Source organism: Streptomyces sp. NPDC004732 (genome assembly GCF_040609235.1).
Classification (GTDB): domain Bacteria; phylum Actinomycetota; class Actinomycetes; order Streptomycetales; family Streptomycetaceae; genus Streptomyces.
This window is the reverse complement of sequence record NZ_JBEXJR010000012.1, coordinates 62,912-85,195: the sequence shown is the minus strand read 5'-3', so window position 1 is coordinate 85,195 and position 22,284 is coordinate 62,912. Positions and strand designations below refer to the sequence as shown.

Here is a 22,284-nt window from a genome sequence, read left to right as displayed (position 1 = left end):
CACGCCAGGCGCGCGGGGGGCTTTGGGTCTCTTGGGGGTGGTGCGCGAGTGATGCGGCGTACGTGTCAGTACGTCAGGCCATGCCCGATCGGGTACAGCACCTGAGCCGGGTCGTCCGCCCGGCGCACCGGCACGGGCAGCCGCCCCTGCGGCGCGGTCCGGCCCGCGATCACCCGTGCGGCGGCGCGCAGTTCCACGTCGGTCCAGCAGTACGAGGCGAGGGCGGCGTCGACGGGGGGCTGGTGCGCCACGTCGTAGGGGTTGCGGATCGCGAGGGTGATGACGGGGAGGCCGGTGGCTTTGAGGGCGGCGACGAGGGCGACCTGCCCGGCCTCGGGGCCGTTCTGGGTTTCCTCGTTCGGGTCCGTCGCCTGGTGGGCGCGGGCTTGGTGGGTGCGGGCTTGGTGGGCGCGGGCTTGCGGGGCCTCGTCCAGGGTGGTGTTCGCCGCCTGGGTGTTGTCCTTCGTGGTGGTGTGCGTGGTGATGTTGTACGTCGCCACGAGGACCGCGTCCTGCCCCTGCGCGGCCGCCACCGCCTTCTCGATCGCCGCCTCGTCGGGGGCGGTTCCGGTGGGCAGGGCCACGGCCTGGAAGCCGAGGCTGTTGAGGGCGCCCGCGAGGACCGTGGTCGGCGGGCCCGTGGTGCCGGACGGCGAACGGGGGTCCGCGCCGACCACGAGGACGCGGGGGCGGGTGGCGGGGGAGAGGGGGAGGAGCCCGTCGGTGTTGACCAGGAGGGTCGTGGTGGCGTCGGCGATGGCGTCGGCTGCGACCAGGTGGGCGGGGGTGCCTACGGTGGCGTCGACGGAGGTGGGCGTGGGGGTAGGGGTGGGGGTGGGTTCGGTTTCGGCCTGGGGTGTGTCCAGGAAGGCGTCCATGAGGCCTACCCGTGCCTTCATGCGCAGCACGCGGAGGACCGATTCGTCGATGCGTTCCTCCGTCAGCTCGCCCTTCTCGACCGCCTCGATCACCGCGTGCCACGCGACGTCGGGGCGTGGCGGGTTGAGGAGCTGGTCGGCGCCCGCCTTGAGCGCGAGTACGGCCACGCGGTCGTCGCCGTACTTCGTGCGGACGCCGCGCATCGCGAGCGAGTCGGTGGAGATCACGCCGTCGTAGCCGAGCTCTTCGCGGAGGATGCCGGTGAGGATCGGGTGGGAGAGCGTGGCGGGGTCGCCGGAGGGGTCGAGGGCGGGCACCACGATGTGCGCGGTCATGACGGAGTCGACGCCCGCGGCGATCGCGGCGCGGAAGGGGGGCGCGTCGTAGCGGTCCCACTCCTCGCGGGTGTGGTGGATGTGCGGCAGCTCGGTGTGGCTGTCGTCCGTCGTGTCACCGTGGCCGGGGAAGTGCTTGGCCGCCGTCGCGATGCCCGCGCTCTGATAGCCCTCGATCTGCGCGGTCACGAATCCGGCCACGGCGTCGGGGTCGGCGCCGAAGGAGCGGATGCCGATGACCGGGTTGGCGGGGTCGACGTTCACGTCGGCGTCCGGGGCGTGGTCCTGGCGGATGCCGAGGGCGCGGAGCTCGGCGCCGGCGATCCGGGCGGCCTCGCGGGCGTGCTCGTGCGAGCCGGAGGCGCCGAGGGCCATGGCGCCGGGGAGGAGGGTGGCGGGGGCGCCGATGCGGGCGACGGCGCCGTGCTCCTGGTCTACGGAGATCAGTACGGGGAGGGTGGGGGCGGCCTTCTGGATGCCCTCGGAGAGTTCGGCGATCTGGTGCGGGGTGCGGGTGTTGTGGGCCCAGCCGAAGTAGATGACGCCGCCGAGGCGGTAGCGGTCGATGAGCTCGGCGGCGTCGCGCACGCCGAGTTCCCGGAGGTTGGTGTCGATGTCCGCCTGGTCGGGGTCGGTGGCGGTGTGCCCGTACACGTGCATCACGAAGAGCTGGCCGACCTTGTCCTCCAGGGACATGGTGCCGATGAGGGCGCGGAGCCTGTGGTCGTGGCCGTCGGGGTGGGACAAGGGAGGCTCCTGCGGCTGGAGATTACTTTCAGGAGCAACGGATATCCCGAAGATTTCTGCCGGTCAAGGGAGGTGGGGGTGTGGCTGCCTGCGGGTGCCGTCACCGGTGCTGTTTGGAGGGGGGCGCACCGGTGACGGCGAGCTGCCGGCCGCAGGCGGCGGAGAGGGTGGTCAGCGTTCGCAGCCAGCAGCGATGCCGACACCGCCCTGCGGAGACTCACCGGCAGTGTGCGGGTTGGACGGGTGGGGGGTCTGACGGGTTCCCGATTCCCCGCGGAATCAGGCAAGTTGGTAGGCGTGGGCCGGGCGGGGCGCCTGCTGTCTACTTGTGGGTGCGGGGCCGCGGGTGCATGTACGTACTCGCTATCCCTACGCCCCGCGTGAAGACCATCTGGCCGCCAGAGTCGGCTCGGTGCTCCGTGCGCACATACCCCCACGCCCCCTCGCGTCTCGCTTGCGCCTGCGGCCCGTGGGTGGGTGCGGGGCCGTGGGGGTATGTACGTACTCGCTATCCCTGCGCCGCGCCTGATGAGCTTCTGTCTGTCAGGGTGTGCTCGGTGCTCCGTGCGCACATACCCCCACGGCCCCTCCCGTCTCGTACGCGGCTGCGGCCCGGTGGGGGCGGACGGGCCTCCCCGGCCCCGCTCCCCTGGGCGGTCACGGTGGTCTCCCGCCCGCCCACCCACCCACTTGCCCTGGCCGCTGCGGGGTTTCCCCACCCCCCTTGGGTCGCTGAGGTCCCCCCCACCCCCCCACCCCCGCCCTACCCTGGCGCGAGGGGACAGCCCCGGCCCCTACCCCCGCTGGACGTCGCAGGGCAAACGGGTGGGTGGGTGGGGAACATCCGCCGCGGAGCGGCGGGGTTGAGGGGGCTGCCCCCGCCGGACGGCGCGGCGTGTGGGTCAGGGGGTCCAGTGGGACTGGAGGGTGCGGACCGTTTCGGCGATGGCGGGGCGGCGGGAGGCGCCCGTGCGCCACAGGGCGTAGAGGCGGCGGACCGGGACCGGGGTGAGGGGGACCGGGACCGCGCCCGAGGGGATGGGGCCGCGGCCCAGGCGGGGGATGAGGGCGACCCCGAGCCCCGCCGCGACGAGCGCGACCAACGTGGGGTTCTCCTCGGCCTGATGGGCGATGTCGGGCTCGCACCCCGCCTCGCGGAGCGTCCGGATCAGCCACTCGTGGCAGACAAGACCGGGAGGTTGAGTGATCCAGCGCTCGGTCTTCAGCTCCTCGCGGCGGACCGCCGCCCGCCCCGCGAGCCGGTGGTCATGAGGGACGACGAGGTCGCAGAGGTCGTCGCCGATGACCGCCTGCTCGACCCCCGGCGGCGTCGGAATCGGCGCGATGTCCCAGTCGTGGGCGACGGCCAGGTCGACCGCCCCCTTGGCCACGAGGTCGATCGACAGGTGCGGGTCGATCTCCGTCATGCGGGTGTCGAGCGCCGGGTGGCGGCGGGCCAGGTCCGCCAGGACCGAGGGCAGCAACCCCCGCGCCGCCGACGCGAACGCGGCGATGGTCAGGCGCCCCGCAGGCACCCCGCGCCGCTCTTCGAGTTCGGTCTCGGCGCGTTCGACGATGGCCATCAACTCCCGCGCCGTAGCGGCGAGGTGGAGCGCCTCCTCGGTGAGTGCGACCCCTCTGCCCCGGCGTTCGAGGAGCGTCGTGCGCGTCTCCCGTTCCAGCTTGGCGATCTGCTGGGAGACCGCGGACGGCGTATAGCCGAGGGCGGTGGCGGCCGCGCCCACGGTGCCGTGCACGGAAACGGCGTGCAGGGCGCGGAGCCGGGCGAGATCGAGCACGGATGCCCTCGCATTCATTAGCGTTGCTTCATTCAACCATGCAGAGATCCGCGCTGGTGCTACATGTTCGGGTCGGGTGATCCTCGACGCATGCGACCTGCACATGTCTGTCTGGCTGTTCTCGTTGCCGCCGTATGGGGCGTCAACTTCGTCGTCATCGAAGTGGGGCTCGACCACTTCCCGCCGCTGCTCTTCTCCGCCCTGCGCTTCCTCGTCGCGGCGCTCCCCGCCGTCTTCTTCGTGGGGCGCCCGAAGGTGGCCTGGAAGTGGATCGTCGGGGTGGGGCTCGTGCTCGGGGTGGCCAAGTTCGGGCTGCTCTTCATCGGGATGGATGCCGGGATGCCTGCCGGGCTTTCGTCGCTCGTGCTGCAGGTCCAGGCCGTCTTCACCGGGGTCTTCGCCTTCCTGGCGCTGGGCGAGCGGCCCGGCCGCGTACGGGTGGCGGGCATGGTGATCGCCCTCGGCGGGATCGCGGTCGCCGCCGTCGACGAGGGCGGGACGGGACCGCTCACCGCCTTCGCGCTGCTGATGGGCGCCGCCGCCTGCTGGGGCGTCTCCAACGTCCTCACCCGCAAGGCCTCCCCGCCCGACTCCCTGAACTTCATGGTGTGGGTGAGTACGGTCCCGGTGCTGCCGCTGCTCGCGCTCTCCCTGCTCTTCGAGGGACCGTCCCGGGACCTCGCCGCCCTGCGCTCCCTCGACTGGCAGGGCGCGGGCATCATCGTCTACGTCGCCTGGGTCACGACGGTCTTCGGCTTCGGCGCCTGGGGATACCTGCTGCGCCGCCACCCCGCGTCGACGGTCGCCCCCTTCTCGCTGCTCGTCCCCGTCTTCGGGATGTCGTCGGCCGCCCTGGCCCTCGGCGAGTCGGTGAGCGGGCTGCGGTGGTGCGCGGCGGCGCTGCTGGTGGGCGGGGTCGCGCTGGCCTCCTTGGGAGGCGTGGGAGTGGGTGCGCGCCTGGTCAGGAGGAGCGGGTCACCAGGCGTGACAGGAGTTCACGGCCGGGGCCCAGCAGTTCCGGAAGCGGCGCCGCATCCTCGTACCAGCGCTTCTCGTACTCCCAGCACAGCCACCCCTCCCAGTTCTCCGCGCTGAGCCGCGCCACGCACTCCTCGATCGGCAGGACCCCGGCGCCGAGGGCCAGCGGTGTCGTGTCGTCCGCCGACGCGATGTCCTTCACCTGTACGTAGCCGAGGTACGGGGAGAGCGCGGCGAAGGTGTCGGGGACGGACTCGCCGCCGAGCCAGGTGTGCATCAGGTCCCACAGGGCGCCGACCTGGCGGTGCCCGACGGTGCCGAGGACGCGGGTGGCGTCGGCGCCGGTGCGGTGCGAGTCGTGGGTCTCCAGGAGGATGCGCACACCGGCGTCCGCGGCGTGCCGGGCGGCGGTGCCGAGCCGCCTCGCGGCCGTCGCGTCGGCCTCCTCCGCGCTCTGTTCGGTGCCGCCGCCGGGGAAGACCCGGACGAAGGGGGCGCCCAGGTCGCGGGCGAGCGCGACGAGGGAACGTATCTCGTCGAGCACGGGCTCGTCGTCGCCGGGCGCCGCCACGTGCGCGTACCCGGCGATGCCGAGGATCTCGACGCCGGATTCCTTGAACTCGGCCGCCACATCGGCCCGTTCGATCAGCCCGAGCCCCGGGTGGACCGGCTCCTCGGGGTGCGCGCGGAGCTCGACACCGTGGTAGCCGTGGGCCGTGGCGAGCCGCAGCACGTCGGGGACGGGCAGGCCGGGCACGCCGAGCGTGGAGAAGGCGAATTTCATGGTCCCGACAGTAGGCGGCGTGCGGGCGTGGTCAACCCCGCCGCGGCCGCGGGGCTCACACGGGCCGCTCGTGCAGCGGAAGCAGCCAGTCCTGTCCGACGAGGTCGGCGCCGAAGGAACGGTGCGGCTTCTCCGCGACGAGGACGAAGCCGTGGCGCTGGTAGATGCCGCGGGCCGACTCCAGTACGTCATTGGTCCACAGCGTCAGCTCGCGGTAGCCCACGCCCTTCGCGAACTCCACGCAGGCCGCGACCAGTCGGTCCCCGATGCCGAGGCCCCGCGCCGCGGGCTCGACGAGCAGCAGGCGCAGCCGTGCGGTGCCGGGCGCCTCGTCCCGTACGCACATCACGCATCCCACGGGCCGTCCGTCGAACTCGGCGATCCACACGCGTTCCAGATGCGGGTCGTGGTCCTGGGCGAAGTCGGCGACGATACGGGCGACGAGGCCCTCGTACTCCGTGTTCCAGCCGAACTCGGCCGCGTACACGGCGGCGTTGCGCTGCACGATCCAACCAAGGTCGCCCGGACCTGGCTCCCGGAGCGTCACGTCGTCGCGGCGCTCGCGCGGGCGCCCCTGCCCCCGGCCGTCCTCGAGGATCTCCCGCACCGTGCGCATCGCCGACGCGAGCCGGGCCCGGTCGGCGGCGGGCACCTCGGTGAGCAGCGAGCCGACCGACTCCCGCGACCGCTCGTCGAGCAGCTCGGCGGCGTCGCGCCCGCGCGCGGTGAGCGTGATGCGCTGCCGCCGCGGATCGGCCGTGGACGGCGCGCGCTCGACCAGCTCGTCGCGCTCGAACTTGGCGAGGAGACGGCTCAGATAGCCCGCGTCCAGGGAGAGTTCGGCCCGGAGGTCGGCCGCGTCGGTGTGGGGCGCGTGCGCCAGCTCGTACAGGACGCGGGACTCGGTGAGCGTGTACGGGACGTGCAGATGACGGCTGTAGTCGAGCGCGCCGATCAGGTTCGTGTAGAAGCGGTTGAAGGCGCGCATCTCGTGGATGGGGGTGTGCGGGTGCGGGTGCGGGTGCGGGTGCGGGTGCGGTTTCGCGGTCGTCATGGCGCATCACTCCGGGGTTACCTTTGACTGAGTCAAAGGTACGCCCGCTCTCAGAGGAACGCCAGGCGCGTCCCCAGCGCCGCGAACGCCACCGCGAACGTGCGGCGCATCCAACTCACCACGCGCGGGCGCGAGATGACGTGGTGGCGCATGGCCGCGGCGAACCGGCCGTACGCCACGAAGACCACGAACGTGATCAGCATGAAGTAGGCGCTCAGCTCCGTCATGCGCAGGAAGGCGTAGGGCTCGTCCGTGTCCACGAACTGCGGCAGGAACGCGAAGAAGAACAGCGTCAGCTTCGGGTTGAGGATGTTGATCAGTACGCCCGTCAGGATCGTGCGGCCCGCCGAACGCGGCTCGCTCTCCCGCTCGGCGGTGAGCTCGCTCTTGTCCCGCCAGGTGCTCCACGCCATGTACAACAAGTAGGCCACACCGAGGTACTTGAGCGTCTGGAAGGCGACGGCGCTGGTGTTCAGGAGCGCCGCGAGACCGGTGATCGCGGCCACCATGTGCGGGACGACGCCCAGCGTGCAGCCGACGGCCGCGGTCACCGCGGCGCGGGTGCCGCGCGAGAGGCCCGCCGCGATCGTGAACAGGACGCCGGTGCCCGGTGTCACGCAGACGACCAGGGAGGTGAGGAGGAATTCCATGCCCCGACCCTCGCGCCACAATGGCTCAATGAACAGGTCCATTGGATCTCCTCTCCATAGGTCCATAAGGAGGGCTTCATGAGGGACGGCTGCGGGGTCTCCGACTTCCTCCAGCTCGACACCGGTGACGCCCCCAGGGGCGGGCTCTCCGACTGGCTGGCGCGGGAGATCAGGAGCGCCATCGCCGACGGGCGCCTCCCCGTCGACAGCACGCTCCCCGCCACCCGCACCCTCGCCGGTGACCTGCGCGTCTCCCGCGGCGTCGTCACCGAGGCCTACCGGCGGCTCACCGAGGACGGGCACGTCGCGGGGCGCGGGCGCGGCGGAACGGTCGTCGTGGCCGTACCGCATGCGGCGGGCTCGTCCGGGGATGCGCCGACTGCCTTGTCCCCGGGGGCCGGTGCGGGGGCCGGTGCGGGGCCCGGGGACATCTTCACCGCCCCTCCCGGGCCCGGCGTCTTCGACGCCATCCGCGCCGCGCCCGCCCGCATCGACCTGTCGCCGGGACTGCCCGACCTCGCCGCCTTCCCGCGCGCGGCCTGGCTCCGTGCCGAGCGCTCCGTGCTCGCCGGGCTCACCCCTTCCGACTTCGGCTACGGGGACCCGCGCGGCACCCGGGCGCTGCGCGACGCCGTCGTGCGCTGGCTCTCCCGGAACCGCGGAATCCGCGCCGACCCGGCCGACGTGATGATCGTGAACGGTACGGCCCAGGCGCTGCGGCTCCTCGTCGACGTCCTGCACGCCGACGGGATCTCCGCCGTGGCCGTCGAGGAGCCGGGATCACTCGGCGTGCGCCAGCACCTGCGGCCGCTCGGCACACCGCCCGTCCCGGTCGACGCCCACGGCATCCGCGTCGACGCACTGCGCGCCACCGGCGCCCCCGCCGTCCTGCTCACCCCCGCCCACCAGTTCCCCACCGGGGTCGTCCTCGGCGGCGAACGGCGCCGCGAGCTGATGGACTGGGCCCGCGACGGCGGCCTCGTCATCGAGGACGACTACGACGCCGAACACCGCTACGACCGGCCCGCGGTCCCCGCCCTGCGCGCGCTGCTCCCCGACCACGTCTGCTACGCGGGCAGCGTCTCCAAGCTCCTCGCGCCCGCCCTGCGCCTGGGCTGGCTGCTCGCCCCGCCCGCCTACCGGGACGCGCTCGTCGACGCCCGACGCCTCACCGACCTCGGCACCGCGGCACTGCCCCAACTGGTCCTGGCCCGCCTCATGGACTCCGGCGACCTGGAGCGCCACCTCCGCCTGATCCGCAAGCACCACCGAAGGCGCAGGGACGCCATGATCGAGGCGATCCGGACGCGGCTCCCGGGCGCGGTCGTGCACGGCGCCGCCGCCGGACTGCATCTGATGATCACCCTCGGGCCGGAGGCGTACGAGGGTTCCGACACGGCCCTCGCGACCGCCGCCCTCGCCGAGGGCATCAAGGTGCACCCCCTCTCCTGGCACACCCAACTCCCGCACCCACCGGGCCTGGTCCTCGGCTACGCGGCGAGCGGCACCGCGGAGATCGCCGAGGGGGTGGGGGTGCTGGGGCGGTTGGTGCTCAACGCGAACAGATCAGCAATCCGCCCAGACAGGTGATCGCGAAGGTTCCATGTCGATCGATATGTGCTTGGAGAATTCCTCGCGCCCGTTCGATGGTCTCCTCGAACGGCACATCGTGCTGATGTGCCCACGCCCGGTAGGAGGCCATGTGGGCGATCACAGGTCCGGGTTCGCTCACGACGATGGTGCCGGGCAGTTCGATGGTCTCGATCCTGCTGAACGCCTCGCCGAGCAGCGTCGGCGCTTTCTCCAGTGAGAACCGGGCGCTGAGCGAGATCCGGGACGGGCCCTTCTCGATGCCGAGTACGTCGCCTGCCGCTCGTTCCCAGAGACGATCGAGCTCTGCCTTGTCACGGTTGCTGTTGGTCGAGGCGATGACGACGCCGCCCTCGGCCGTGACGCGGGACAACTCGTCCACCGCTGCGGGGATGTCCTCGACGTGGTACAGCATGTGGAGCGCCAGCGATGCGTCAATGCTTGCGGACCGGAGCGGGAGACCGGCGGCATCGGCGACCGCAACGGGGCCAGGTACGCCGCTCAGGATGCCGAGGGAGACGTCGAGTCCGAGCAGCCTGAGATCGGGGCGCTCCTGCCGGACCCGGTTGATGAACTTGCCGTTGCCGCACCCGATGTCCGCGACGGTTCCACGGGTGTGCTCAAGCTGCTGGACGACGAGACCGGGGAGGTCGTAGCGCGGGGTCTGCCATTGGTAGAGCGACTGGCGTGCGGCCAGGTCGTGCTCGGTGGAGTACGCGCTCCCGGTCAGGATGGTGCGGTCGGTGACGGCGGCGTCGTGCGTGGCGGAGGAGTCAGTCACGTCAGCGGCTCCGAAGGTCGGCGGCGGGGAGCGCCGCGTGTGTGGCGGTGTTCTTGATGCGCTCACACAGCCGGGTGATCTGCGGCGAGCCACGGTACTGCGCGGTCCGTAACTCACGCACCAGAGCTCCCAGTCGCGTGATGATGCTGGCGGAGAGTCGGCCCGGTGGCCTGTCGAGTACGAAACTCAACACGGATTCTGTGGCGTCGAGTTCGCCCATGAGCATGTGCCCGCGGCCGATGTCGAGATGGGCGGCGAGCAGGTCACCGGTCGACTGGTCGTCACCGGCGGAGCTCTGGTAGAGGTCAACGGCAGTCCGGGCGCATTTGATCGCCAGGCGTACGTTGCGCTGTCCTCCCATGGCGAGACGGGTCGTACCCGCGTACGCGAACTGCTTGGCGACCGGGAAACTGAAGATGCCCGGGGCTTCGGTACCGTCTTCTACCCCTTCGCGAACGCGCTCGGCTTCGTTCAGCGACTCAATGGCCCCTGCTCTGTCTCCGGCAACGGCGAGTGCTCTGGCCTCCAGGCTGGCAAGCCGTACGCCGAGGCTTCCGCCGGGGTTCAGATACTGCTTGCCGTCTTCGGCCAGCCGCGCGGCCTGTATCGGGCTGTCGTCCCAGAAGGCGATCAGTGATTCCACGGATCGCACCCAGGCGCGCAGTTCGTTGTGTCCTGCTGCTTCCGCGCAAGCCCAGACGGTACGTGCGTGTGTGGTGGCCGAGGCGTAGTCTCCGGCGTCCAGGCACATATGGGCGGACAGCCCGCACAGTCGCCCCGCGATCACGTACAAGTCCGTTGTTTGTCTGGGGAACTGTCGTCCTCGCAGCAGAACGAAAGTGTCCTCGCGCAGCTCCCGGATCTCGCTGAACACCTCCGAGAGGGGGTGGCTGACGAACTGACGCGCCAGGCGGGCCACATCGTGTTCGAGTTGTTCGACCATGGTGGCGTCCGCGTTCCGTGCGGCGATGTGGCGGGCGAACTTCGCAGAGTGTGCCGCGTCGGCCGCCAGAGAATCGCGGCGCTGGGCAGCCGTGCCGTCTGACTGGTACGGGCCGACGATCTGTGGTTCCCAGTCCCGGCGGGCAAGACCCAGGAGGTGGCCGGGGATGTGGAAGGCGTCCGCGATCTGCTCGAAGATCGCGAGCTTTTCGACCCGGCTTTTGCCGTTCATGTAGTCGTAGAGCCGTCCCTGGCTGATGTCCACGGCTGCGGCGAGACGGCGAGTGCTGATGCCGCGGTGGTTGAGGAGCCGGAACAGCGCGCCCGCATCCCGTTCGGCGCACGCTCTGCGCAACCGTTCATCGCCGAGGATCTTCGCGACGATCTCGCGAATCTCCTGCGCCTGCTGGTCCATCTGGAGCCTTCCCTGGCCGCGGGCTTCAGGTTAGAGCCAGTGCTCACGCCCTGACTCCGTCTTGGGGTCACCCGATGGAGTCTCCTGGCCCTCGGGTCGAGCCATTGACTGGAATCCGTCGCTCGGTTCAAGGCACCTCCTGTACAGGCACCTTGCTGCGGGTGGCGGACAAGGCTGGCTCCCACCCCCACCAGGGAGATACCCCATGAAGTTTGCCGCTGTCGTCCCAGCAGCTGAAGCCGGTGTCGGCTGGACTGCCCTGCACAACTTTGCCGCGCTACGCGGGCAGTTGCGCGTGTCCCTCACCCCGCACTGCAACATCGCCTGCTGGTTCTGCCACAACGAGGGCGACGTCCCGCCGCCACTGGCAAGGCTCGACCGCGCCCGTCAGCCACGCGAGCGATCGCTCTGCCCTGAGCACTACCTCAGGATCATCAACTCGCTCATGGACGCCGGGCTGAAGCGGGTGTACTTCACCGGCGGCGAACCACTCACCTCGCCCTTGGCCCGGCCCGTCCTGGAACAGCTCCGGCCCTCAGGCCCTGATGCCTCCTACACCTTGATCACCAACGGAACCCGCGTCCGTGCGCACCGGAACTGGCTGGCGAAGACGCCGTTGGACAAGGTGAAGGTCTCGCTGCACTACTTCTCCGACGAGTCCTTGCAAGCCATCGCAGGGACCCGCACCGGGATCACCACCGTGCTCGGCGGCATCGATGTGGCCCGGGAGATCTTTGAGCGCGTCGAGTTGAACTGCCTTCTGCTCCGGGAGAACGCCCACGAGATCCAGCACATCCTGGACTTCGCACTGAACCGTCGATTGCCCGTGCAGTTCATCGAGTTGGTCGGCACGGACTTCAACGAGAGCCGGTCCGCCTCCGCCGTACCGGCCGACTCCATCGTCAGCCACCTGCGCAGCCTCACCAACGACGAACACATCGAGGTCGCAGGGGTCGGACAGGGCCGCCGGGTGTTCCGCGTCGACGGGGTGGAGATCGACGTCATCCACCGCAACCTCGGCCGTTACCACGTCGGCCAGTGCGGCCCCTGCCCCCTGCGGACCAAGTGCGTCGAAGGGTTCTGGGCCCTGCGCGTCGATCATGACGGCGGTCTCCAGCCGTGTCTGCTCCGCAACGACCTCCGCCTGGACCTCAAACCGTTCTTGGACGATCCCTCCCGTCTTGCCGAAGCCGTTGCCGGGCATATCGCGTCATTCACCGAGGGGACCCTGTGAACCTGGCAGACGCCTATCAGCCCATCGAACACGATGGGCTCCCAGAGCCCCTGATCGTCCTCGAAGGCGTCTCCGGGATCGGAAAGTCAACGCTCGCCCGTGTGCTGATCCGGCGGCTGGGGGCCACCGGCATCCACACCCTGGCCCCGCCACATTCCAGTTGGTCTCCGGAGGTGAACAGCCAGCTACGGGCCCTGCCGCAGTTTGCCTTCTACCTCTCCGGCCTTCTGCACGCTTCGGACCGTATTCGCCAGAGCTTGACGATCGGCCCGGTGATCGCCGACCGGTACGCCTCCTCGGTGATCGCCTGCCACAGTGCCGTCCACGGCATCGAGACGAACGAGGCGACACGGTTACTGGAACCGTTTCGCCCCTATCTGACGCCGCCGGATCACACCTTCTACCTCGAGTGCTCCGAGCCGGTACTGCGGCAACGCATGGCTCTCAAGAAGGGCCAGGACCAGCTCACCTCAGACGACGCCGAGTTGTTCGCCGTACCCGGTCGCCTCAAGCGGCTGCTGGCCAACTTCCAGATGGTGGCTGCTGTCGATTCCACAGCCGTAGTGATCGAAACCGACGGCAAGACCCCCGACGTGCTCGCCGACCAGATCCTCGCCCACTTGGAGAGCCACCGTGCTTAACCCCATCGACCCCGATGCCGTGATCCGGGAGGGTGGTGCGATTGGCCGGTACCCCGGCGAGATCCATGAGGGCGTCGCGTGGTGGGTGGGGGCCTGCTTCGTCGTCGCCCTCAAAGCGGACCGCGTCGTGGTCGCTCACGGCGGGAACACCACCAGCGCGGCATTCCACCGGCGCCTGTGCCGGGGTGCGGTGAACGCCCGGCATTTCGCTTGCACGGTGGCGGACCTTCGAGTCGCCACCGAGGCCGGTCTGCTGACCGCGATGGAGGCGCTGGGCTCTGTGCCCGGCGCCCTGGTCACCACCACTGACGAAGGAGACGCCGAGGTCGTCCATATCGCCCTGTACGACGCGGAGGGCCAGTCGCTCACCGAGGGCACCGGGCTGGCAGCGATCCGCCGCATGATCGCCGAAAATCGCGTCCCCATCCCCGTCAATGCCGCGGCCAAAGGCCGGGTCGAGCGGTACGTCCGGCAGCCGACCGGGGAAGGAGGCGAAGAATGATCGACGCAGTCAACATCATCCGTACCGGCACGGGCATCCTGTTCATCACCTTGGATTCCTTGCGCTACGACGTGGCCCGCTCCGCATACGACGACGCACTGACGCCGCACTTGGCCGGTGTGCTCCCCGCAGGAGGCTGGGAGCAGCGGCACACCCCTGGCAGCTTCACCCTCCCCGCGCATATGGCGTTCTTCTCCGGGTTCCTGCCCAAGCGGCCCCAGCCGGACCAGCCCGCTCGCCTGTGGGAATGCCGCCCACCGGCCTTCAAATCCGTTCCACTCCAGACGTTCGTCTTCGACGCTCCCAACCTCCTCGTCGGCCTGGGCCAGCACGGATACCGCACCGTGTGCGTCGGTGGCGTCACGTACTTCTCTCGCCAGACCCCACTTGGCTCGGTCCTCCCTGACATGTTCGACGAAGACCACTGGCGGCCCGAGTTCTGCTCCCCGGAACCGGACTCCACTCGTCACCAGATCGACCAGGCCCTGGAGATCGCCGACATGCACGAAGGCCGGCCACTGTTCCTGTTCATCAATGTCTCGGCCACGCACGTCCCCCACGGGCACTATCTCGGTGACAGCAGTGATAGCGCGCAGTCCCAGCGAGCTGCCCTCGGCTACGCCGACGAACACCTCGGCCGCCTGATCACCACCCTGACCATGAAGCGGCGCTGGCTGATCATCATGTGTGCGGATCACGGCGATGCCTTCGGCGAGGACGGGTTCCACGGCAGGGGGATTGCCCACCCCGTTGTAATGAACGTGCCGTTCGCAGCCGTGGTCCACTGATGACCGCGACTAAGCTCGCCGCACATGAGCGACGTTCACAGGGGCCCAGTACGCGATGCCTCCGTGGTGGTGGCCCGCGACGAAGGTGGCAGGGTAGCCCTCCTGAGCGCCCAATTTCCGCGCCACGGTGGTGAGTACCTCTTCCTGCCTGGCGGACGGCGAGAGGACGGCGAGTCGCCTGCGGAGTGCGCACAGCGCGAACTCCAGGAAGAAGCAGGCATCACTGCCGATCAGTGGCGGGCCCTGGGCGCGTACGCGATGACGCTGGGTTCTACGGCCCGCGTGCACCTCTACGAGGCTAGTGACCTGACCCTGGGTCCACAACAGCTCACGCCGACCGAAGTCGACTTCAAACTCACCTGGTGGCTCATGCGGGACGCGATCAATGCCGCCACCGAGGGCCGCTTCCTCCTGGCGGCCGGGCCCCTTGCCCTGCTCCTGGCCGATCAGGGCGCGTAAGGGCTTTACCGCGGCCCCGCCGTGGACCCCCGCACCATCAGCTCCCCGTGCACCGTCGCCACACCGCCCGGCGGGGGCTTCTCCTTGCTCATGGCGATGCGGCCCGCGCGGGCGCCCGCCTCGTGCAGGGGGAGGCGCACCGTCGTCAGGGCGGGGACCGCGTCGATGCTGAACGGGAGGTCGTCGAAGCCTGCCACCGACACGTCGTCCGGGATGCGCAGGCCCTTGTCGCGCAGGGCCGCGCACGCGCCGAGCGCCACCGTGTCGTTGGCGGCGACGACGGCCGTCAGGTCCGGGGCGCGGCGCAGGAGTTCGTCCGTGGCGTCGTAGCCGGAGCGGCGGTCGTAGGGGCCGTGGACCGTCAGGGCCGGGTCGTCCCCGATGCCGCGGGCGGCGAGCGCGGCGCGGTGGCCCTCCAGGCGGTGGCGGGTGGTCGTGCGCTCCTCCGGGCCCGCGATGTAGCCGATGCGGCGGTGGCCGAGGCCCAGCAGGTGTTCCGTCAACTGCTGCCCGCCGCCGCGGTTGTCGAAGGTGAGCGCCACCGCGTCGGTGTCCGGGGAGGGCGGCCTGCCGCAGAGCACCACCCGGGTGCCCGCCTCCGTGAGGCGCCGCAGCTTCCCGGCGATCGCCTCGGCGTGCTCGGCGTCCTCGACCGCGCCGCCGGTGAGGATCACCGCGGCGGCGCGTTGGCGCTGAAGGAGCGTGAGATAGGTGAGTTCGCGCTCGGGGGAGCCGCCGGTGTTGCAGACGACGGCCATGCGCTCCCCGCCGGCCCGCCCGCCGGGCCCGCCGATCTCGGACTGCACGGCGCCCGCCATGATCCCGAAGAAGGGGTCGGCGATGTCGTTGACGAGGATGCCGACCAGGTCCGAGGTGGCCGCGGCGAGTGCGCTCGCGGGGCCGTTGAGGACGTAGTCGAGTTCGTCGACGGCGCGCAGGACGCGCTCGCGGGTGGCGGCCGCCACCGGGTAATTGCCGTTCAGCACGCGGGAGACGGTGGCGGGGGAGACCTGTGCGCGCGCTGCCACATCCGCCAGGGTCACGGTCATCTTCTGGTCCTCCGGTCACCCGTTTGTCTCGCCCGGTCACCGCTCTCGACCGAAGCCCTTGTCCGAACCTTGTGCGGCAGGCTAGCTTGCCTCTGGATAGAAAGCGCTTGCTACGCCCCTACGGAGGGACTTTCGTGACACGCAAGACGGTGCGCATCGCCATGAACGGCGTCACCGGACGCATGGGACACCACCAGCATCTGGTCCGCTCGATCCTTGCCCTCCGGGAACAAGGAGGCCTCGACCTGGGCGACGGCACCGTGCTGTGGCCCGAACCCGTCCTGGTCGGCCGCAGGGAGCACGCCCTGCGCGCCCTCGCCGCCCAGCACGGCCTGGAGCACTACTCGACCGACCTGGACGCGGTCCTCGCCGACCCGACCGTCGACATCTACTTCGACGCCCAGCTCACCTCCGCGCGCGAGGACGCCATCAAGCGGGCCATCGCGGCGGGCAAGCACGTCTACACCGAGAAGCCGAGCGCCACCGGGCTCGAAGGCGCCCTCGGTCTCGCGCGCCTCGCCGAGGAGGCGGGCATCAAGCACGGCGTCGTCCAGGACAAGCTCTTTCTGCCGGGACTGCTCAAGCTGAAGCGGCTGATCGACGGCGGCTTCTTCGGGCGGATCCTGTCGGTCCGCGGCGAGTTCGGCTACTGGGTCTTCGAGGGCGACTGGCAGCCCGCCCAGCGCCCGTCCTGGAACTACCGCAGCGAGGACGGCGGCGGCATCGTCGTCGACATGTTCCCGCACTGGGAGTACGTCCTGCACGAGCTCTTCGGCCGTGTGCGCAGCGTCCAGGCGCTCACCGCCACCCACGTCCCGCAGCGCTGGGACGAGCGCGACAAGCCCTACGACGCCACCGCCGACGACGCCGCGTACGGCATCTTCGAGCTGGACGGCGGTGCCGTCGCGCAGATCAACTCCTCCTGGACGGTGCGCGTCAACCGCGACGAGCTCGTGGAGTTCCAGGTCGACGGAACCGAGGGATCCGCCGTCGCGGGGCTGCGCAACTGCCGGGTGCAGCACCGGAGTACGACCCCCAAGCCGGTCTGGAACCCGGACCTGCCCGTCACCCACTCCTTCCGCGACCAGTGGCAGGAGGTCCCGGACAACCAGGGGCCCGAGGGCTTCGACAACGGCTTCAAGGCGCAGTGGGAGCTCTTCCTCAGGCACGTGTACGCCGACGCGCCCTACCACTGGGACCTCCTCGCGGGCGCCCGCGGCGTGCAGCTCGCCGAGCTGGGCCTGCGGTCCTCCGCGGAGGGCCGTCGCATCGAGGTGCCGGAGATCGCGCTGTGACCGGTCCTCTCCAGGTGCTGCTTCCGGCCGCGGACGGCGGCACGCGCGCGTACACCCCGCGCGCCGAGCCGCCGCCCACGACCGCAGGCGGCCCCCCGCTCACCTCCCGCACCGTCTTCTCCGCCGCCCACGTGGTAGCCGACCCCCGCGCGGACGTGTCGCCGGACGGCCCCGCCGCCGTCGACTGGGACGCCACCCTCGCCTTCCGCCACCACCTCTGGTCGCACGGCCTGGGCGTCGCAGAGGCCATGGACACCGCCCAGCGGGGCATGGGCCTGGACTGGGCCGGAGCGGCCGAGCTGATCACCCGGTCGGCCGCCGAGGCGAAGGCGGCAGGGGGCCGGATCGCGTGCGGCGTCGGCACCGACCAACTGGCGGGCCCCGCGGGCCTCGTGGAGGTCAGGAGCGCGTACGAGGAGCAGCTCGCCCTCGTCGAGTCGGCCGGTGCCCAGCCGATCCTCATGGCGTCCCGCGCCCTGGCCGCCGCGGCCGCGTCCCCGGACGACTACCTGGAGACGTACGGCCACCTCCTGCGCCAGTCCGCCGAACCCGTGATCCTGCACTGGCTCGGCCCGATGTTCGACCCCGCCCTGGAGGGCTACTGGGGGTCGGCCGACCTCGACGCGGCCACGGACACCTTCCTGGAGGTGATCGCCGCCCACCCCGACAAGGTCGACGGCATCAAGGTCTCGCTCCTGGACGCCGACCGCGAGATCGCCCTGCGCCGCCGCCTGCCCGACGGCGTGCGCTGCTACACCGGCGACGACTTCAACTACCCCGAACTGATCGCCGGGGACGACCACGGCTTCAGCCACGCCCTGCTCGGCATCTTCGACCCGCTCGGCCCGCTCGCCGCGGAGGCCGTACGCGCCTTGGACACGGGGGACGCGAAGCGCTTCCGCGCACTCCTCGACCCCACCGTCGAACTGTCCAGGCACCTCTTCCAGGCCCCCACCCGTTACTACAAGACCGGAGTCGTCCTGCTCGCCTGGCTGGCCGGGCACCAGACGCACTTCACGATGGTCGGCGGCCTGCAGTCGGCCCGCTCGCTGCCCCACCTGGCCCGCGCCTACGAACTGGCCGACGGCCTCGGCCTGTTCCCCGACCCGGCCCTCGCGGCCGCCCGCATGCGATCCCTGCTCACCGTCCACGGAGTGCCCCAATGAGCGAGCCCGTGCCGTCCTCACGGCTGAGCATCAACCAGCAGACCATCAAGCAGTGGTCGCTCCCCGAACTCACCGAGGGCTGCGCCAAGGAGGGCATCGGGGCCGTCGGCCTGTGGCGCGCGCCCGTCCAGGAGTACGGGGTCGAGCGCACCGCCCGCCTCATGCGGGACGCCGGGCTCACGGTGACGAGCCTGTGCCGGGGCGGCTTCCTCACGGACGTCGAAGAGAGGGCACGCGCGCGTGCCCTCGACGACAACCGCGCGGCGGTCGACGAGGCGGCGGCACTCGGCACGGACACCCTGGTCCTGGTCTCGGGCGGCCTCCCGGCAGGCAGCAAGGACCTGGCGGGGGCGCGGGAACGCATCGCGGACGCGCTCGCCGTCCTCGGGCCCTACGCCGAGGAGCGGGGCGTGCGCCTCGCCATCGAGCCGCTGCACCCGATGTTCGCCTCCGACCGCTGTGTGGTCTCCACCCTCGGCCAGGCCCTCGACCTCGCGGAACGCTTCCCCGCGCACCAGGTCGGGGTGGTCGTGGACACGTACCACGTCTGGTGGGACGACCAGGCGCCCGCGCAGATCGCGAGGGCGGGCCGCGGCGGTCGGCTGCACGCCTTCCAACTGGCGGACTGGATCACCCCGTTGCCCGCGGGCGTGCTCCTCGGGCGGGGGCAACTGGGGGACGGGAGCATCGACTTCAGGGCCTTCAGGGAGGCCGTGGACGCCGCCGGGTACCGCGGCGCGATCGAGGTCGAGATCTTCAACGAGGAGCTGTGGGCGCGGGACGGGGGCGAGGTGCTGAAGGAGACGGCAGAACGCTTCCGCACGCACGCGTGAGCTGCGGTCCGTGAGCCGTGAGCCGTGACATGCGCTCCGCGTGAGCTACTTCTTGCCGCCCAGGATCTGACCCAGCAGATCACCGAGGCCGCCGCCGGAGGGCGCGGAGCCGTTCGGGGTGCCGCCGCCGGGTGCTTTGGTCCGCGCCGCCCTCTTGGAGAGCACCGCGAGCACCACGGGGATGAGCATCTCGATCACGCGCGTGACCGTCGGCGCGGGGATGCCGGTCTTCTTGGAGACCGCGTTGGCCACCGGCCTGCTCATCTTCGCGAGCATGCCGGACATCATCCCGCCCGCGGCGAGACCGCCGAGGCCGCCGAAGGCGGCCACCCCCTGCAGGGGCGGATCGGCGGGCTCGACCTCGGCGAACGCCTGCCGCACCTCGTCGGCCTCCGCGGGGTCGGCGGCCCTGCCCCGGATGTCTCCGGAGAGCGCGGAGACCGTGGTGCCCACGACTTCCTGTGCGCCGGACGCGTCCGTGCCGAGCAGCCCGGCGATCTCCTGGAGCCTGTCGTCGCCGAGCTCGTTCAGCACGTCCTGCTCGAAGGACCGGGGCTCGGAGGACCGGGGCGCGGCGGGCTGAGACTCGGCGGGCTGGGAATCATCGCTCATGCGTCAAACGCTACGTGTGCCCCGCTTTGTCGGCACCTGGAGCCGTTTCCGAGCGCCGGGCCGCGATCGGAAAAAACTTTTGGCAACACCGTGCAACCCTTCGGGCACCACGCGTGTCGTATAGGTGGTCAGAGCTTTATGAGGGGGGAACCAGGATCTGGGGGGATCCGGGCGATCCGGGGGGATCGCAAGTTCTGACAGGGGAGGGAAACCCGAAGGGGTCTGGCTGGGAGGCCAGACCCCTTCGTAGTTCCCGGTAGTTGTCCACAGGCCCGCCGCGCTGTCGGTGCCGGGCGGTAGCGTCGGATCATGTCGAGTCCAGGTCCAGGTCCGGCGATGGCGGTGCTCGAGGGGGTCCTCGAACGCATCACGTACGCCAATGAAGAGACGGGTTACACGGTCGCGCGGGTGGACACCGGCCGCGGCTCCGGTGACCTGCTCACCGTCGTCGGCGCGCTGCTCGGCGCCCAGGCCGGTGAATCGCTGCGCATGCAGGGCCGCTGGGGCTCCCACCCGCAGTACGGCAAGCAGTTCACCTGCGAGAACTACACGACGGTGCTGCCCGCCACCATCCAGGGCATCCGCCGCTATCTCGGCTCCGGCCTCATCAAGGGCATCGGCCCCGTGATGGCCGACCGGATCACCACCCACTTCGGCGTGGACACCCTCGACATCATCGAGACCGAGCCGAAGCGCCTCGTGGAAGTGCCCGGCCTCGGCCCCAAGCGGACGAAGATGATCGCCGCCGCCTGGGAGGAGCAGAAGGCCATCAAGGAAGTCATGGTCTTCCTCCAGGGAGTCGGCGTCTCCACCTCCATCGCCGTGCGCATCTACAAGAAGTACGGGGACGCGTCGATCTCCGTGGTGAAGAACGAGCCCTATCGCCTCGCCGCCGACGTCTGGGGCATCGGCTTCCTCACCGCCGACCGCATCGCCCAGTCCGTCGGCATCCCGCACGACAGCCCGGAGCGCGTCAAGGCAGGCCTGCAGTACGCCCTTTCGCAATCCACCGACCAGGGGAACTGCTATCTCCCCGAGGAGCGCCTCATCGCGGACGCGGTGAAGCTCCTCCAGGTCGACACGGGCCTGGTCATCGACTGCCTCGCCGAGCTGGCCGGGGAGGAGGAGGGCGTCGTCCGCGAAGCGCTCCCCGACCCGGACGGGGGCGACGACATCGCCGCCGTCTACCTCGTCCCCTTCCACCGCGCCGAACTGTCCCTGGCCGGACAGCTGTTGCGCCTCCTGAAGACCGGCGACGACCGCATGCCCGCCTTCCAGGACGTCGAGTGGGACAAGGCCCTCGCCTGGCTCGCGGCGCGCACCGGGGCCGAGCTCGCGCCCGAGCAGAAGGAGGCGGTCCGGCTCGCGCTGACCCAGAAGGTCGCCGTCCTGACCGGCGGCCCCGGCTGCGGAAAGTCCTTCACGGTCCGCTCCGTCGTCGAGCTGGCCCGCGCCAAGAAGGCCAAGGTGGTCCTCGCCGCCCCCACCGGACGCGCCGCCAAGCGCCTCGCCGAGCTCACCGGAGCCGAGGCCTCCACCGTGCACCGCCTGCTCGAACTGAGGCCCGGGGGAGACGCGGCGTACGACAAGGAGCGGCCGCTCGACGCCGATCTGGTCGTCGTCGACGAGGCGTCGATGCTCGACCTGCTGCTCGCCAACAAGCTGGTGAAGGCCGTCCCGCCCGGCGCCCATCTGCTCTTCGTGGGCGACGTGGACCAGCTGCCCAGCGTCGGCGCGGGCGAAGTCCTGCGGGACATGCTCAGCGACGGGAGCCCGATCCCCGCCGTCCGCCTCACCCGCATCTTCCGGCAGGCCCAGGAGTCGGGCGTCGTCACCAACGCCCACCGCATCAACTCCGGCGTCCCGCCCATCACCCAGGGCATGAAGGACTTCTTCCTCTTCGTCGAGGAGGAGACCGAGGACGCGGGCCGCGTGACGGTGGACGTCGCCGCGCACCGCATCCCCAAGAAGTTCGGCCTCGACCCGCGCCGCGACGTGCAGGTCCTCGCCCCCATGCACCGCGGCCCCGCAGGCGCAGGAAACCTCAACGGCCTCCTCCAGCAGGCCATCACGCCCGCCAGGCCCGACCTGCCCGAGAAGCGGTTCGGCGGCCGGGTGTTCCGCGTCGGGGACAAGGTCACCCAGATTCGCAACAACTACGAAAAGGGAGAGAACGGCGTCTTCAACGGCACGGTGGGCGTCGTCACCGCCCTCGACGCCGACGAGCAGCGGCTCACCGTCCGCACCGACGAGGACGAGGAAGTCCCGTACGACTTCGACGAACTTGACGAGCTGGCACATGCCTACGCAGTGACGATCCACCGCTCCCAGGGGAGTGAATATCCCGCGGTGGTGATCCCGGTCACCACCGGCGCATGGATGATGCTGCAGCGCAATCTGCTCTACACCGCCGTGACACGCGCCAAGAGGCTGGTCGTCCTGGTCGGTTCGCGCAAGGCTCTGGGGCAGGCAGTGCGCACGGTGTCCGCGGGAAGGCGCTGTACGGCCCTGGATTTCCGGCTTTCGGGGCGCCGCGGGACAGGCCCTGGACGTTTTGATCGATCAAACGAGTCGGAAAGGTCACACAGCACTTCCGGAACCGGGGCGAAGGGGGCAGGATGAGCAGGTTGGCGGCACTGAGTGCCGCCAATAGGCCCAATGGTCGACCCCGAGTGCACTCTCCAGGGCCAAATGGGGGATGGTAGAGACAGTCAGGGCACCTCGAAGAAGAGGCACAACGTCGGTGAGGGA

At 70.6% G+C, this 22,284-nt stretch carries 18 protein-coding genes and 2 pseudogenes; 11 read left to right on the top strand and 9 right to left on the bottom strand.

Going from position 1 to position 22,284, the window contains the following annotated elements; genetic code table 11:
* Positions 1–65: 65 nt before the first annotated feature.
* The gene (locus ABZV77_RS32530; RefSeq protein WP_356265185.1) at positions 66–1,910 is read right to left on the bottom strand and encodes a glycoside hydrolase family 3 protein; all 1,845 of its coding nucleotides are present in this window, start codon (positions 1,908–1,910) and stop codon (positions 66–68) included.
* Positions 1,911–2,863: 953 nt separating this feature from the next.
* Positions 2,864–3,760, bottom strand: a complete 897-nt coding sequence (locus ABZV77_RS32525) for a LysR family transcriptional regulator (protein WP_356265182.1) — start codon at positions 3,758–3,760, stop codon at positions 2,864–2,866.
* Between the two features lie 90 nt (positions 3,761–3,850).
* On the opposite strand from ABZV77_RS32525, the gene ABZV77_RS32520 reads away from it, so the two are divergent.
* Positions 3,851–4,855: an EamA family transporter gene (locus ABZV77_RS32520; protein WP_356264703.1), complete on the top strand. Its 1,005-nt coding sequence runs from the start codon at positions 3,851–3,853 to the stop codon at positions 4,853–4,855.
* Here the strand turns inward: ABZV77_RS32520 and ABZV77_RS32515 are convergent.
* The 3 genes and pseudogenes from ABZV77_RS32515 to ABZV77_RS32505 form a co-directional block, all read right to left on the bottom strand.
* A pseudogene (locus ABZV77_RS32515) lies at positions 4,842–5,522 on the bottom strand (sugar phosphate isomerase/epimerase family protein); the annotation flags it as partial. The gene ABZV77_RS32520 and the pseudogene ABZV77_RS32515 overlap by 14 nt on opposite strands.
* Positions 5,523–5,577: 55 nt before the next feature.
* On the bottom strand, positions 5,578–6,510 hold the full coding sequence (locus tag ABZV77_RS32510; RefSeq protein ID WP_356265179.1) for a bifunctional helix-turn-helix transcriptional regulator/GNAT family N-acetyltransferase: 933 nt from the start codon (positions 6,508–6,510) through the stop codon (positions 5,578–5,580).
* Positions 6,511–6,626: 116 nt separating this feature from the next.
* Entirely contained in the window at positions 6,627–7,226 is a 600-nt protein-coding gene (locus tag ABZV77_RS32505; protein WP_356264700.1) for a LysE family translocator, read from the bottom strand.
* A 78-nt stretch (positions 7,227–7,304) separates the two neighbouring features.
* Here ABZV77_RS32505 and ABZV77_RS32500 point away from each other — a divergent pair.
* A pseudogene (locus tag ABZV77_RS32500) lies at positions 7,305–8,816 on the top strand (PLP-dependent aminotransferase family protein); the annotation flags it as partial.
* Here the strand turns inward: ABZV77_RS32500 and ABZV77_RS32495 are convergent.
* Both ABZV77_RS32495 and ABZV77_RS32490 read right to left on the bottom strand, forming a co-directional pair.
* Entirely contained in the window at positions 8,779–9,597 is an 819-nt protein-coding gene (locus ABZV77_RS32495; RefSeq protein WP_356264698.1) for a class I SAM-dependent methyltransferase, read from the bottom strand. The pseudogene ABZV77_RS32500 and the gene ABZV77_RS32495 sit on opposite strands and share 38 nt — an antisense overlap.
* 1 nt (position 9,598) lies before the next feature.
* On the bottom strand, positions 9,599–10,954 hold the full coding sequence (locus ABZV77_RS32490; RefSeq protein WP_356264696.1) for a helix-turn-helix transcriptional regulator: 1,356 nt from the start codon (positions 10,952–10,954) through the stop codon (positions 9,599–9,601).
* A gap of 205 nt (positions 10,955–11,159) precedes the next feature.
* Here ABZV77_RS32490 and ABZV77_RS32485 point away from each other — a divergent pair, with 205 nt between their 5' ends.
* From ABZV77_RS32485 to ABZV77_RS32465, 5 genes are read left to right on the top strand one after another with little or no spacing between them, the layout of a single operon-like run.
* The gene (locus tag ABZV77_RS32485; RefSeq protein ID WP_356264693.1) at positions 11,160–12,188 is read left to right on the top strand and encodes a radical SAM protein; all 1,029 of its coding nucleotides are present in this window, start codon (positions 11,160–11,162) and stop codon (positions 12,186–12,188) included.
* Positions 12,185–12,829, top strand: coding sequence for a thymidylate kinase (locus ABZV77_RS32480; RefSeq protein ID WP_356264690.1), 645 nt, complete (start codon positions 12,185–12,187; stop codon positions 12,827–12,829). The genes ABZV77_RS32485 and ABZV77_RS32480 overlap by 4 nt, the downstream gene beginning before the upstream one ends.
* The gene (locus ABZV77_RS32475) at positions 12,822–13,331 is read left to right on the top strand and encodes a hypothetical protein (RefSeq protein WP_356264687.1); all 510 of its coding nucleotides are present in this window, start codon (positions 12,822–12,824) and stop codon (positions 13,329–13,331) included. The genes ABZV77_RS32480 and ABZV77_RS32475 overlap by 8 nt, the downstream gene beginning before the upstream one ends.
* Positions 13,328–14,119 (top strand): STM4013/SEN3800 family hydrolase, encoded by a 792-nt coding sequence (locus ABZV77_RS32470; RefSeq protein ID WP_356264684.1) that lies wholly within the window; start codon positions 13,328–13,330, stop codon positions 14,117–14,119. Before ABZV77_RS32475 ends, ABZV77_RS32470 begins: the two co-directional genes overlap by 4 nt.
* 24 nt (positions 14,120–14,143) lie before the next feature.
* Positions 14,144–14,578: an NUDIX hydrolase gene (locus ABZV77_RS32465; RefSeq protein WP_356264681.1), complete on the top strand. Its 435-nt coding sequence runs from the start codon at positions 14,144–14,146 to the stop codon at positions 14,576–14,578.
* A gap of 5 nt (positions 14,579–14,583) precedes the next feature.
* On the opposite strand, the gene ABZV77_RS32460 is transcribed toward ABZV77_RS32465, so the two are convergent.
* Positions 14,584–15,627, bottom strand: a complete 1,044-nt coding sequence (locus ABZV77_RS32460) for a LacI family DNA-binding transcriptional regulator (protein WP_356264678.1) — start codon at positions 15,625–15,627, stop codon at positions 14,584–14,586.
* Positions 15,628–15,761: 134 nt separating this feature from the next.
* Here ABZV77_RS32460 and ABZV77_RS32455 point away from each other — a divergent pair, with 134 nt between their 5' ends.
* From ABZV77_RS32455 to ABZV77_RS32445, 3 genes are read left to right on the top strand one after another with little or no spacing between them, the layout of a single operon-like run.
* Complete coding sequence (locus tag ABZV77_RS32455; RefSeq protein WP_356264675.1) at positions 15,762–16,922, top strand: Gfo/Idh/MocA family oxidoreductase; 1,161 nt, start codon at positions 15,762–15,764, stop codon at positions 16,920–16,922.
* Positions 16,919–18,088 carry a dihydrodipicolinate synthase family protein gene (locus ABZV77_RS32450; RefSeq protein WP_356264672.1) on the top strand — a complete coding sequence of 390 codons (1,170 nt, stop codon included), beginning with the start codon at positions 16,919–16,921 and terminating at the stop codon, positions 18,086–18,088. Before ABZV77_RS32455 ends, ABZV77_RS32450 begins: the two co-directional genes overlap by 4 nt.
* Positions 18,085–18,921 carry a sugar phosphate isomerase/epimerase family protein gene (locus ABZV77_RS32445; RefSeq protein ID WP_356264669.1) on the top strand — a complete coding sequence of 279 codons (837 nt, stop codon included), beginning with the start codon at positions 18,085–18,087 and terminating at the stop codon, positions 18,919–18,921. Before ABZV77_RS32450 ends, ABZV77_RS32445 begins: the two co-directional genes overlap by 4 nt.
* 45 nt (positions 18,922–18,966) lie before the next feature.
* Here the strand turns inward: ABZV77_RS32445 and ABZV77_RS32440 are convergent, their stop codons facing one another.
* A complete protein-coding gene (locus ABZV77_RS32440; RefSeq protein WP_356264666.1) occupies positions 18,967–19,533 on the bottom strand; it encodes a DUF937 domain-containing protein in 567 nt (188 codons plus the stop codon).
* Positions 19,534–19,869: 336 nt separating this feature from the next.
* Here ABZV77_RS32440 and ABZV77_RS32435 point away from each other — a divergent pair, with 336 nt between their 5' ends.
* Positions 19,870–22,155 carry an ATP-dependent RecD-like DNA helicase gene (locus tag ABZV77_RS32435; RefSeq protein WP_356265176.1) on the top strand — a complete coding sequence of 762 codons (2,286 nt, stop codon included), beginning with the start codon at positions 19,870–19,872 and terminating at the stop codon, positions 22,153–22,155.
* Positions 22,156–22,284: the final 129 nt, after the last annotated feature.